The organism is Bifidobacterium lemurum (genome assembly GCF_014898175.1).
Classification (GTDB): Bacteria; Actinomycetota; Actinomycetes; order Actinomycetales; family Bifidobacteriaceae; genus Bifidobacterium; species Bifidobacterium lemurum.
Genome location: NZ_CP062948.1, coordinates 455,846 through 468,072, shown reverse-complemented (window position 1 = coordinate 468,072; position 12,227 = coordinate 455,846). Strand labels below are relative to the sequence as shown.

Here is a 12,227-nt window from a genome sequence, read left to right as displayed (position 1 = left end):
CAGACCGTTTTACTCGGCGTCGGCGGTTTTGGCGGCCTGGGTCATATCGAGGGCCTTGGCCTGCTCGATCAGATCATCAAGCGCCTCGGCGGGCAGCGCGCCCGCCTGCTGGAAGATGATCTGCCCCTGCTTGGCGACCATCAGCGTGGGCACGGCCTGCACGCCGGCGGCCTGCGCGAGCTCCTGATTGGCGTCGATATCGACCTTCGCGAAGAACACATCCGGATTCTTCTCGCTCGCGGCCTCGAACACCGGGCCGAACGAGCGGCACGGACCGCACCAGGTGGCCCAGAAATCCACGAACACGATCTCATTGCCATTGACGGTCTTCTCGAACTCAGCGGTGCTGATGGCATGAGTGGCCATAATCTGCTCCTTACCTTGGGTTGTCGCCTTCAGCTTCCCATCACCACTCAACATTTACGCGGTCTTTACGCCGGGAGAATAGGGGACGCGCGAACGCGCGCGATAATGGGAACCATGCCAGTCCTGAATGATGAGGTGCCCAGCGAGGGCGACTTCGACGCCGGTCGCCGTCGCGGCGAATTCGATTCGATCACGCCCGAGGATTTCATCCGCGGATCAGGCGGCGCGGGCCGCGGCAATCCGCCCGGATGGCTCGGCCGCGACGACATCGACCGCGCCCGGCGGCAGCTGCCCATCGCCTATGTGGAAATCGTGCCGGCGCGAACCGACGACCTCGGCCGCATTAGCCAGGTCGGATCGCTGCTGTGCGTGTCGGACGACGGCAACATCGAACGCACGCTGATCACCGGACGCGTGCTGTTCCACGAAACCCTGCGCGAGGCGATCGCACGCAACGTGGCCAAAGACCTGGGCGACATCGCCCTGCCGATGCTGCCGGCGAACCTGCAGCCGTTCACCGTGGCGGAATTCTTCCCCACACCGGGCCTGAGCGAATGCTACGACCCGCGCCAGCACGCGATCGCCCTCTGCTATGTGGTGCCCATCGCCGGCGACTGCAAACCGCAGGACGAGACGCTCGACGTGGAATGGGTCGATCCGCGCGGCGGCACAATGGAGACCTTCCTCGCGCAGATGGTCAACGGGCACGACCGAATCGTGCGTCAAGCGTTGGCCTGGGCGGGAATCTGACGACGATTGGAGGAATATGCGCATCGCGAACCATATCTACCGCGGCGGTGAGGGACTGCCGCTCATCCTGCTGAACGCCTATCCGGTGGACCACCGCATGTGGGACGAATGCGCGGTCGCGGTGGCACGCATCGCCGACGCCGAAGGCATACCCGCGTTCCCGATCTGGGCGCCCGACATGCCCGGCTCGGGCGAATCCGGCGTGCCCACGGCCGAGGAATCCGGCCCGCAGGAATCCAACGGATCCTACCCGCAGGCCCTGAACCGCGCGGGCGAGGCCTATGTACGGCTGATGCGCGAAGGCGGGTACGAGAAAGCCATATGGGTGGGGCTGTCGATGGGCGGATACATGGTCATGAACCTGTGCCGGATCCACCCCGAAGCGGTGGCCGGACTCGCGTTGTGCGACACCATGGCCGCATCCGACGGCGTCGGCGGCGAAGGGCGGCTCGCCACGGCCGACGCGTGCGAGCGGAGCGACTCGCTGGAACCGGTGATGCATTTCGCACAGCCGCAGCCGGGGGACTCCACCGTGAAGCGCTCGCCGGCGTTCGTGGAGAAGATGACCGCGTGGATCCAGGACCAGACGCCGGCCGGAGCCGCATGGCGGCAGCGCATGACCTACGGGCGCGCGGATTTGAGCGATGTGCCGGCGTCGATCGACGTGCCGGTGGCCGTGGTGTCCGGAACTCTCGATCCAACCAGCGATCCGAGTGTGATGCGGCCGCTCGCCGAACGCATCGGCGGCAACGCCGTGTTCACGCAGATCGAGGACTGCGGCCATTTCAGCGCCGTGGAACACCCCGAAACGGTGGCCCGCGCCCTCGTGGACCTCGTCAAGCGCGTGCAGGGACTGTGATGTGACGTATGCCGGCGTGAGATCCTTCGACTGCGTTCGCTTCGCTCACTTCGCTCAGGATGACACCCCTTCGTCATGCCGAGCGAAGGCGAAGCCGAAGTCGAGGCATCCCACAGGATGCCGAGGAGGGGCGTCATCCTGAGCGGAGCCGATAGGCGAAGTCGAAGGATCCCATCTCCATCAACGTTAGAAAGGCGATATTCCTATGTTTTCTCCATTGGCGCTCACCCAGGCGCTGCCGTTCCTGCCGCTCGCGCAGGGCGACATCGACTATCAGACCGAACGTCGCGGCGATCCCGACCTGGTCGCCACGCTGCTCACCGACACCGCGACCAAAGTGATCCTGACCCGCAACGGTCGGATCGCCGTGCCGCGCGGCCAAGGCGAACTCGTGGACCGCGAAACCGTCAGCATGCGACTGGCCACCCTGCCCGGCGCGTACGTGCTCGCGGAACTGGACCGCCATCCGCAGGCCGTAGCCATGTTCCTCGGCGCCTACGGCGGAGTGCGGGACGAACATGTGCTGGCCGTCGACATCACCCGTGTTCCCGAAGCGGGCGCCGACGTGGCATCCGCCCGCGCGACCGTGTCCGGAATCGAGGATTCCGGAACCGTCGACGGGCATTTGGGAGCGGTCGGCGCGACCGGAGCATCCGCCCCCGTAGCGGCGGACGCGGCATTGCGGGCGGTTCCGGACTCGGCCGGACTTGGCGCGGACGACGCCTTCGACGAGTCAGTGGGCGGCACTCAGGAGGCGAACATCCCCAAGCCGACGCTGCTGCAGCAGGCCGTCACCAGATTCGACTGGGTCGACCTGCGCGGCTTCGCCCCGCACGCCACCGCGCGTGAGGCGGGACAAGCGACCAGCGCCATCACCCTGAGCATCTGGCACAGCAGGCAGCGGCACTGCCCCACCTGCGGAGCCCCGGTCGAAACGGCGATGAGCGGATGGGCGCAGCGGTGCACGAACCAGGCGGACGGCAACCGCGTGCTGTTCCCCCGCGTCGAACCGGCGGTGATCACCGCGGTGGTCGACGGGCAGGACCGGCTGCTGCTGCAACACAACGCCGCGTGGAAGGACGCGCGGCTGTATTCGGTGTCCGCGGGATTCGTGGAGGCCGGCGAGAACCTGGAACACGCCTGCCGGCGCGAAACCTTGGAGGAAGTTGGCATCCAGTTGGGTGAGGTGCGGTATCTGGGCTCGCAGCCGTGGCCGTACCCGGCCTCGCTGATGGTGGCGTTCAAAGCGCATGCGATCAACACCGACGTGCGGCCGGACGGCACCGAAACGATGAACGCACGGTGGGTGACGCGCGACGAATACACCGCCGAACTGGTTTCGGGGCGGATGGTCGCGCCGGGCAAGGCCACCATCGCCCGCTACATGATCGAGGAATGGCTCGGACGCGAGCTGTGAGATGCCTCGACTGCGCCTACGGCTCCGCTCGGCATGACGAAGAAGGGACGTCATCCTGAGCGAAGTGCGCGAAGCGAACGCAGTCGAAGGATCTCTCAGTACGGCGGAAGGAAATGCGGTGCTGTTTGGCATGACGAAAAAGGGGACGTCATCCTGAGCGGAGCCGTAGGCGCAGTCGAAGGATCTCTCGACGTGACGGAAGGAATGTCATTCTGAGCGCAGTCGAAGGATCTCGACAGGGCGGGCTGATAGGCTGGGAACCATGAGTGAACACAACGAAGAACAGCCGCTGAACCTCGACATCCCCAACCATCTGGAATACTCCGACGACCACGTGTGGGTGGACCTCGCGGACGGCGAACTCGCCGTCGTGGGCATCACCGAATACGCCGCCGAGCAATTCGGCGAACTCGTGTACGTGGACCTGCCCGAGCCGGGCGGCCACGTGGACGCAGGCGACGAAATCGTCGAACTCGAATCCTCCAAAGCCGTGCAGCCGCTGATCAGCCCCATCTCCGGCACCATCCGCTACGTCAACCGCGACGTGGCCGACGACCCCTCCGTGATCAACGGCGACCCCTACGGCGAAGGCTGGATCCTCAAAATCGAACTCGACGACGACGAACCCGAACTGCTGAACGCCGAGCAATACGCGAAAGCGGTGCGCTGAGCCAAACCACACGCCGGTTCAGGAACATGGCTTATATTGGGGAACATGAATAGTCCACGCAAGGAAGCAGCCGCATCCGAGACGGTGGCCGACGAAATGGCCACCGTGCCCATTCCTGCGCGCACCACGGTCACCAACTTCGACACGGCGTCCAGACGGGAACGCATCGAAGGCAAGCCGCCGCTGGTGCAACTCACCCGCCGTGCGATCATCGGCGGATTCGGCGTCTGGTCGCGCCTGTCGACCGCGGTGGTGCGCCAACTCGGCTGGTATCCGCGCATCGAACCCTACGTGGGCTATGGCACCGACCAATACTCGCGCCTCATCTGCCGCACCGTCTACGGACCCGAGCGCTCGCAGGAGGGCACGCTCAAACGCGGCATCCGCGGCATGCTGGCCGTCGCCGCGCCCCACACGCATGTGCGCATCAGCATCGACGGCGTGCCGTTGAACACCGTGCAGGTCGGCGCGTCCGAAGTGCACGACAAGCCGGATCCTGCGCAGACGACCAGCTTGGAATACGCGGTCTCCGACACGGCCGGCTACCTCGACCTGCTGGCCGAACACGAGCTGCCGGTCGGCGTGCACCGCGTGACCTACCGCACCAGCCGCCGCAAGCCGGTGGGGGCGAACCTGTACACGATCCCATCCAGTGCGAAGGTCGGCATCATCTCCGATGTGGACGACACGGTCATGATCACGCAGGCGCCAGTGTTCTGGAAGGCCGCGTGGAACCTGCTGTTCTTGAATCCGAAGAAAAAAGCGCCCGTGCCGGGTATGAACGTGCTGTTCAACAAGCTTGCGGACCTGTTTCCGGACGCGCCGTTCTTCTACCTGTCGACCTCGCCGTGGAACGTGGAGAGCTCCATCCGGCATTTCATCAAGGACCACGGCTATCCGCCGGGGCCGCTGTTGCTGCGCGACCTGGACCCGCGGCCCAAGACCTTTGTGCCGTCGGGCGTGCAGCACAAGCTCGAATTCGCCGAGCAGCTCATGGCCGATTTTCCCGATATGAAGTTTATCCTCGTGGGCGACGATGGTCAGAAGGACCCCACCACGTATGCGACCATCGCCAAACGGTATCCGGGGCGTGTGCTCGCCATCGCGATCCGGCAGCTCTCACCCAAGGAATCGCTGGGCTTTGCGCCGATGACCGGCATCACCACCACGCAGCCCATGCCGGTGACCGACGTGCCGGTGTTCACGGGAACCACGGGATCGAACCTGCTCAAAACCATGCTGCCGTACCTCAAAGCGCATGTGGCCTGATCCCTTTTGAACCAGTTGGCACTTGATGCCTCCAGTTGGCACCCGCGAGATGATTACCGTAAACGGAATCGGCTTGATTTCGCCCATCTTGTTGGAAAGTGTCGGAAGTCGGGTGCCAACTAGAGGCCTTAAGTGCCAACTGGATACGGAGCGAATTGACGCGGTCGGTTCTTGTGCCGTGCGTGGCGCGCGGAAAATGCGGGGGAGCCCATATAATCGCGCGTATGAGTGACGAGACGGTGGTGGCGATGAACTCTTTTGATGAGACGGGTATGCGCCCGCCTGTGGCGCGGCGCGCGCCTGAAGCGCGGGAGTTCCACGGCGACGTGTTCCACGACGACTACGCGTGGATGCGCGACAAGGACTCTCCCGAGGTGTGCGAATACGTGGACGCGCAGAACCGGTACTGCGAGGCGCGTATGGCGCATCTGGCCGGATTGCGCGGCACGCTGTTCGAAGAGCTGAAATCGCATGTCGAGGAGACCGACATGTCAGTGCCCACGCGTGTGAACGACTACTGGTATTTCACGCGCACGCAGGAGGGCCGGCAGTACGGCATCCAATGCCGATTGCCGATCCGCGGCGCTGATGACTGGGATCCGCCACAGGTGGATCCCAAAGGCGAACCGGGATCGATGCCCGGCGAGCAGATCGTGTTCGATGCCAACGTCGAGGCGCAAGACCACGACTTCTTCCGTCTGGGCGGTATGGATCTGAGCCGCGACGGCCGCTGGCTGTTGTACGGCGTGGATGTGAGCGGCGACGAACGCTATGACTTTCACATCCGCGATCTGGCAGCCGAAGGGTCTGGCACCATCGGCGAGACCGTGTCTGAAGGGGCCGCGTCCGGCGGAACGGTTGGCAGTGGGGCCGTGTCTGAAGTGGCCGTGTCTGATGGGGCGGTTGGCGGTGAAACCGTATCCGTCGGAATCTCCTCTGACGGAATCTCATCCGGCGGGTCCTCTGACGGCGCACACGTCGAACTGCCGGAGGTGTTCGTCGGTATCGGCGGCGCGTGCCTGACGCCCGACGGGCGATACGTGTTCTGGGTGGAGCTCGACGACGCATGGCGTCCGTTCGCGATCTGGCGGCACAAAGTCGGCACGCCGGTCGAATCGGACACGTGCGTGTACCGCGAGGCCGACGAACGGTTCTGGGCCGGCGTGGGCATCAGCTTCGACGAACGCAACGTGGTGATCGGCACCGGTTCGAAAACCACCACCGAGGTGCTGATGCTGCCCGTCGACACTCCCGAGGGCGAATTCCGCGCGTTCATCCCGCGCGAGACGGACGTGGAATACGATGTGAGCTTCGCCTGCTTCGAAGGGGCCGGCGAGAACGGTTCGGACATTCCTTTGGCCGTGGTCTACCACAACGCGAAGAATCCGAACTTCGAAATCGACGTGATCGACATGCGCGAACACGAACCGCCCTACCGTTTGGGCGAGGGCGTGTGCGTGGCGGCCGGATCGCCGTACGGCTGCGAACGCGGCGACGATGTGGAGCCGGGAGCGTCGGCGCGGCCGATCGCAACACCGTATTTCAACCCCTCGAACCCGCCCATCCTGCAGGGCATGCATGGTCTGGGCATTGAGGGGATCGCGATCCACCAGCATTTCGTCACCCTGAGCTATAGGGCCGACGGTCTGCCGCGTGTGGCGATGATGACCAAGCGTGATGCCGCCGAGGACTTTCTGGCCGGCCGCGCGTGGCGTTTCCGCGAGCTCACGCCGCCTGCGTTGGAGAACGACTGGGATGTGGACGATCACGACGATTCCGTGTTCGCCGAGGCGTTCGGAGCGCAGATCGGCGTCGAACCTCTGATCGCCGACGACACCGCCGGTCCGCATCGCCGGCCTCCCGTGCGGGATGCCGTGTCCGCTGGGAACTCCGACGTCAATGGTGTCAATGGCGTCAACGGGATTGGCGGTACGGCTGACGGTGTGGCCGGTGGTGCAGCGGCCGGTGGTGCGTCCGGCGACGTGGCTGACATCGCTACCGGCGGCGCGGCGATGCGCGACAGCCTCTCCGCCTTCGACGGCGCGTCGGCCGACGAGATGCCGGGCGAAACCCGCCGTCTGTATTCAATCGGCGCGGGCGGCAACCCCTCGTATGAGGCGCCGCGCATGCGCTACTCCTTCTCCAGCTACACGCGCCCCGGCGAACTGCGCGAAATCGACCCGGTCACCGGACGGGACGTGCTGCTCAAACGCGCCCAAGTGTTGGGCGACTTCGACGCGCGCGACTATATGGAACGGCGCGTGTGGATCACCGCGCGCGACGGCGAACGCGTGCCCGTCTCATTGGTGTGGCGTCGCGACCTGCCCGTGCAGGACGCCCCCATGTTCATCACCAGCTACGGCGCGTACGAAATCAGCTCGGATCCGGGATTCTCAGTATCCCGACTGAGCATGCTCGACCGCGGCGTGCTGTACGCCGTGCCGCATATCCGCGGCGGCGGCGAGATGGGCCGCGCCTGGTATGAGCAGGGGCGGCGGCTGAACAAACGGCATTCCTTCGAGGATTTCGTCGACGCGACCATCGCCCTGCAGGACGCGCGGCTGGCGGATAAGCGCCGGACCGTGGCGAACGGCGGATCGGCCGGCGGCCTGCTTATGGGCGCGGTCGCGAACCTCGCGCCCGAACGCTTCGCCGGCATCGAGGCGGATGTGCCGTTCGTGGACGCGTTGACCTCGATCCTCGACCCGTCGCTGCCGTTGACCGTGACCGAATGGGACGAGTGGGGCGATCCGTTGCACGACGCCGAGGTGTACCGGTACATGAAGTCGTATACGCCGTACGAGAACCTGCCCGAAGGGGGCGCGTTCCCGAAGATCTTCATCACCACGTCGATGAACGACACGCGTGTGCTCGTGGTGGAGCCGCTCAAATGGCTGGCGGCCATGCATGCGCGCGGATTCGACGCCGTGGCCAAAATCGAGGTGGAGGCCGGGCACGGCGGCATCTCCGGCCGTTACAAACAGTGGGAGGAGGTCTCCTACGAGAACGCGTGGTGTCTGAGCGTGATGGGCATCGCGCGCTGAATGCGTTGTCCATTAGACGGGACGCGGCGGGCTTGGATGACGCGCGCGAGTGTAGGTTATCCTGCATGGCAAAGACATACAAGATCGCCGTGATTCCCGGCGACGGCATTGGCAAGGAAGTCACCCCGTGGGCCCAGCAGGCGCTGGAGAAGGCCGCGCAGGGAGAGGCTGAGTTCACCTACGAGCATTTCGATCTTGGCGCGGAACGCTATCTGCGCGACGGTGCGATCCTTCCCGAAGACGAGGAGGAACGCATCAAAGCCAACGACGCGATCCTGCTGGGCGCGGTCGGCGACCCGCGCATCAAGGCCGGCATTCTGGAGCGCGGCCTGCTGCTCAAACTGCGCTTCGACCTGGACCAGTTCGTGAACCTGCGACCCTCCAAGCTGTACAAGGGCGTCACCTCGCCGCTCTCCAACCCGGGCGACATCGACTTCGTGGTGGTGCGCGAGGGCACCGAAGGCCTGTATTGCGGCGCTGGCGGAGCGGTCCGTCGCGACACCCCCAACGAGGTGGCCACCGAGGTGTCGATCAATACCGCGTATGGAGTGGAGCGCGTGGTGCGCTACGCCTTCCAGCTGGCCATGAAGCGCAGGAAGCATGTGACGCTCGTGCACAAGAAGAACGTGCTCGTCAACGCTGGCGACATGTGGCAGCGTCTGGTCGAGAAGGTCTCCGCCGAATATCCGGAGGTCACGCACGACTACCAGCACATCGACGCGGCCACGATCTTCCTCGTGTCCGATCCGAGCCGCTTCGACGTGATTCTCACCGACAACCTCTTTGGCGACATCCTCACCGATGAGGCCGGCGCCGTGGTGGGCGGCGTGGGCTATTCCGCCTCCGGCTGCATCAACGCGACCAACGAATTCCCGTCCATGTTCGAGCCGATTCATGGATCCGCGCCCGACATCGCCGGACAGAACAAGGCCAATCCGACCGCCGCGATCCTCTCCGCCGCGATGCTGCTGCGCCATCTCGGATTCGACGAGGCCGCCGCGAAGATCGACGCGGCCGTGGAAGCGGATATCGAGGAGCTGGGCTCCACTCAGCGTTCCACCGACGAGGTGGGCCGCGACATCCTCGCCCGCATCGCGTGACGACGGCGTTGAATCAGGCGTTGAATATCGGATGCTGAACGTTGAGCGCCGCGTATTGGGCGCAACGCGTTGAGTTCCGGACGAGACCGAACGAAACGGCCTCCATCCCAATGATCGGGATGGAGGCCGTTCGCGTTGCTATGCTGGTGTGCCATGGTTGGTGCGACATTTGAATTTGGTGGGAAGCCGACGCGCATGCGGCGGGGGGAGTGCAAAACCCCGGGCGGCAAACTCGTCGCCGTCGGCGTCGACGTCGACGAGGCGGGGCGTGCGACGGCATGCCGTATCGACGGCGACTTCTTCATCGAGGGAACGAATGATGCTTGCGACGCGTTGCTTCGCGACATCGAACGGGCGCTGCTCTTCGGAGATCCGGTGGATGGGGCGATCGCGCGTCATGGCGAGGCACGGCTTGTGGGCACCGATGCCCAAGCCATAGCAACCGCGTTCGCTCGCGCGATGAACCGGTCGGAGCATAGCGATGGGGCCGCCGGCATTATGGGTCGGCAGGAACCGGTCGCGGACGAAGGGATCGCCGATGAAACGAATCGCGAAGTCATGCTCGGCGAATCTGACGGAGAGGGAACCGACGGTGCCTATGGAGTGGGCGTTCATGGTATGAACGGCCACGACGCGAACGCAGGCGATGTGAACGCGGATGATGTGAACGCGGATGATGTGAACGCGGATGATGCGCGGGCGCGATGGGAGGCGCTGGCGCGTGAGCTTGTGGTGACGCACGACCGTCCGCGCCCGCCGGCCGAGCAGATGGCGCTCGACGAACAGTGGGCGCGCGAGGTCGCGGCCGGCACGCGGCCCGCGACGTTGCGGTTCTGGGAATGGGCCGCGCCATGCGTGGTGATCGGCCGATTCCAATCCGAGCCCGACGAGGTCAACCTCGACGTGGCGCGGGACTTGGGTTTCTCGGTGGTGCGGCGATGCACCGGCGGTGGCGCCATGTTCATCGAACCGGGCAACACCATCACCTATTCGCTGTACGCGCCCCTGTGGTTCGTCGAGGGGATCGACATCGAGGAATCCTACCGCCTGTGCGATCGCTGGCTGGTCGAGGCGTTGCGTAAGTTGGGCGTCGACGCGCGGTTCAGCGGATTGAACGACATCGCCTCGCAATCGGGCAAAATCGGAGGCGCCGCGCAGCGTCGTTTCCCCCGGCCCCGTACGGGCGTCGATGCCTCCAAACGGGCGGAGGTCCCGCATGAAGGCGCGGGCGCCACTATCGACGACCCGCGTTCCGTTGCTTCCGTTGCTCCTGTTGAACCCGCTGTTCCCGCTGCCTCCGCTGCCCCCGCTGCCTCTGCCGGCGACTCCGGCGCGGCCGGGGAACATGCCGACATAAACGGCGGCATGGGCGCGGTGCTGCATCATGTGACCCTCTCCTACGATATCGACGCGCAAAAGATGGGACGCGTGCTCAACACCAGCCGTGAGAAGATGCGGGACAAAGCCGTGAAATCCGCCGTGAAACGGGTCGATCCCCTCAAACGGCAGACCGGATTCACCCGCGACGAGCTCGTGAATCATCTGATCGGCGAGTTCGGTGTGTCCGGCCTTGAAACCGGGCTCATGTAAAACGATTGATTCTTGAATTTGGTGTGGATTCTTGAGGCATTGTCGGCAAACGGACACACCAAACTCAAAATCGCTCTCCGTGGACGTGCCGCGATACAATGGGCGGATGGTCTACGCCTGACCGGTCACGAGGAACAAGGACGGTGCGATGAGCATGGAGAAGCCGAACGCGACTCCTGAGGAGGAGAATCTGCTGCTGCATACCGCGTTGTTCAAGCAGGTGTCTTCCGAGGAAGCCGAGGAACTGATTCCGCACCTGCGATTCGCCGTGTTCGACAAAGGCGATTACATTTTCTCCGAAGGCGACACCGACCACCGCATGTATCTGCTGGAAGAAGGCCGTGTGAAGCTGATTCGCCAGGCGAACGACGAGCGCATTCAGCTGCTGTCCATCCACGCGCCCGGCGAGGTGTTGGGGGAGATTCCGGTGTTCGATCCCAGCGGCGGCCCGCGCACCGCCTCCGCGATCGCGATGAACTACGGCACGCGCGTCGCCTATCTGGAACGCGAGGCGCTGTTCGAATGGCTGGACGAGCATCCGCGCGTGGCGGTGGACATGCTGCAGGTGCTGGCCGGACGCATGCGTTCCAATAACGAGCGCATCTGCGATCTGGTGTTTATGGATGTGCCGGCGCGATTGGCCAAGACGCTGCTGAACCTCGCCTCGCGCTTCGGCGAGCCGGTCGAGGCCGGGCTCAAGGTGCCGCACGATCTGACCCAGGAGGAGATGGCGCAGCTGGTCGGTTCCTCGCGCGAGACGGTGAACAAGGCGCTGATGGATTTCGCCAATCGTGGGTGGATCGCCCGCGAGGGCCGTTCGATCATCATCTACCAGCCCGGCATGCTGATCCGGCGTTCCCGGCGCTAGCCGACCGCGGTCGCGGTGGAGGGTGGCCCTCGCTGGTCCGTCGCCGGCGGCGCGTGCGGGCCATGCGGTTGCGGCGCTGATCGGTCTCGGACACGTCCGGGGGATTCCGGCCGGCATGATGGGCAGCACGGCGGCAACGTGTCGGTCTTGGACGCGTCCGAGGGATTCCCTGCCCTATTCGCGCATATTCCGTATGCTCGTCTTCGCGGATTATATGGTGCCGGTACCGCGCGATGAGACGGGATCGGGTTTGGGGGCATCGGGGGCGTTGAGGCGCTATTTCAGGCTTTTTCC

10 protein-coding genes are annotated in these 12,227 nt (G+C 64.8%); 9 read left to right on the top strand and 1 reads right to left on the bottom strand.

Annotated features, from left to right (window positions below; translation table 11 throughout):
• Positions 1–9: 9 nt before the first annotated feature.
• Complete coding sequence (gene trxA / locus BL8807_RS01825) at positions 10–366, bottom strand: thioredoxin (protein WP_072723566.1); 357 nt, start codon at positions 364–366, stop codon at positions 10–12.
• A gap of 114 nt (positions 367–480) precedes the next feature.
• Between trxA and BL8807_RS01820 the strand changes: the two genes are divergently transcribed.
• The 9 genes from BL8807_RS01820 to BL8807_RS01775 all read left to right on the top strand — a co-directional run bounded on the left by BL8807_RS01820 (position 481) and on the right by BL8807_RS01775 (position 11,933).
• Positions 481–1,116 carry an NUDIX hydrolase family protein gene (locus BL8807_RS01820; protein WP_072723678.1) on the top strand — a complete coding sequence of 212 codons (636 nt, stop codon included), beginning with the start codon at positions 481–483 and terminating at the stop codon, positions 1,114–1,116.
• A gap of 16 nt (positions 1,117–1,132) precedes the next feature.
• Positions 1,133–1,975, top strand: a complete 843-nt coding sequence (locus tag BL8807_RS01815) for an alpha/beta fold hydrolase (RefSeq protein ID WP_072723568.1) — start codon at positions 1,133–1,135, stop codon at positions 1,973–1,975.
• A gap of 205 nt (positions 1,976–2,180) precedes the next feature.
• Positions 2,181–3,392: an NAD(+) diphosphatase gene (gene nudC, locus BL8807_RS01810; RefSeq protein ID WP_072723570.1), complete on the top strand. Its 1,212-nt coding sequence runs from the start codon at positions 2,181–2,183 to the stop codon at positions 3,390–3,392.
• A gap of 262 nt (positions 3,393–3,654) precedes the next feature.
• On the top strand, positions 3,655–4,062 hold the full coding sequence (gene gcvH / locus BL8807_RS01805; RefSeq protein WP_072723572.1) for a glycine cleavage system protein GcvH: 408 nt from the start codon (positions 3,655–3,657) through the stop codon (positions 4,060–4,062).
• A 45-nt stretch (positions 4,063–4,107) separates the two neighbouring features.
• Positions 4,108–5,331, top strand: a complete 1,224-nt coding sequence (locus BL8807_RS01800) for an App1 family protein (RefSeq protein ID WP_072723574.1) — start codon at positions 4,108–4,110, stop codon at positions 5,329–5,331.
• Between the two features lie 248 nt (positions 5,332–5,579).
• A complete protein-coding gene (locus BL8807_RS01795; protein ID WP_094725384.1) occupies positions 5,580–8,375 on the top strand; it encodes a S9 family peptidase in 2,796 nt (931 codons plus the stop codon).
• 65 nt (positions 8,376–8,440) lie between these two features.
• Positions 8,441–9,475 carry a 3-isopropylmalate dehydrogenase gene (locus tag BL8807_RS01790; RefSeq protein ID WP_072723578.1) on the top strand — a complete coding sequence of 345 codons (1,035 nt, stop codon included), beginning with the start codon at positions 8,441–8,443 and terminating at the stop codon, positions 9,473–9,475.
• 195 nt (positions 9,476–9,670) lie between these two features.
• The gene (locus BL8807_RS01785; RefSeq protein ID WP_226847409.1) at positions 9,671–11,065 is read left to right on the top strand and encodes a lipoate--protein ligase family protein; all 1,395 of its coding nucleotides are present in this window, start codon (positions 9,671–9,673) and stop codon (positions 11,063–11,065) included.
• Between the two features lie 148 nt (positions 11,066–11,213).
• On the top strand, positions 11,214–11,933 hold the full coding sequence (locus BL8807_RS01775; protein WP_072723580.1) for a Crp/Fnr family transcriptional regulator: 720 nt from the start codon (positions 11,214–11,216) through the stop codon (positions 11,931–11,933).
• Positions 11,934–12,227 lie beyond the last annotated feature (294 nt).

Coding starts and splice junctions, on each gene's coding strand:
- trxA (WP_072723566.1), bottom strand. CDS start 366: ATGGCCACTCATGCCATCAGCACCGCTGAGTTCGAGAAGACCGTCAAT.
- BL8807_RS01795 (WP_094725384.1), top strand. CDS start 5,580: ATGAACTCTTTTGATGAGACGGGTATGCGCCCGCCTGTGGCGCGGCGC.
- BL8807_RS01775 (WP_072723580.1), top strand. CDS start 11,214: ATGAGCATGGAGAAGCCGAACGCGACTCCTGAGGAGGAGAATCTGCTG.
- BL8807_RS01815 (WP_072723568.1), top strand. CDS start 1,133: ATGCGCATCGCGAACCATATCTACCGCGGCGGTGAGGGACTGCCGCTC.
- BL8807_RS01800 (WP_072723574.1), top strand. CDS start 4,108: ATGAATAGTCCACGCAAGGAAGCAGCCGCATCCGAGACGGTGGCCGAC.
- gcvH (WP_072723572.1), top strand. CDS start 3,655: ATGAGTGAACACAACGAAGAACAGCCGCTGAACCTCGACATCCCCAAC.
- BL8807_RS01820 (WP_072723678.1), top strand. CDS start 481: ATGCCAGTCCTGAATGATGAGGTGCCCAGCGAGGGCGACTTCGACGCC.
- BL8807_RS01790 (WP_072723578.1), top strand. CDS start 8,441: ATGGCAAAGACATACAAGATCGCCGTGATTCCCGGCGACGGCATTGGC.
- nudC (WP_072723570.1), top strand. CDS start 2,181: ATGTTTTCTCCATTGGCGCTCACCCAGGCGCTGCCGTTCCTGCCGCTC.
- BL8807_RS01785 (WP_226847409.1), top strand. CDS start 9,671: ATGCGGCGGGGGGAGTGCAAAACCCCGGGCGGCAAACTCGTCGCCGTC.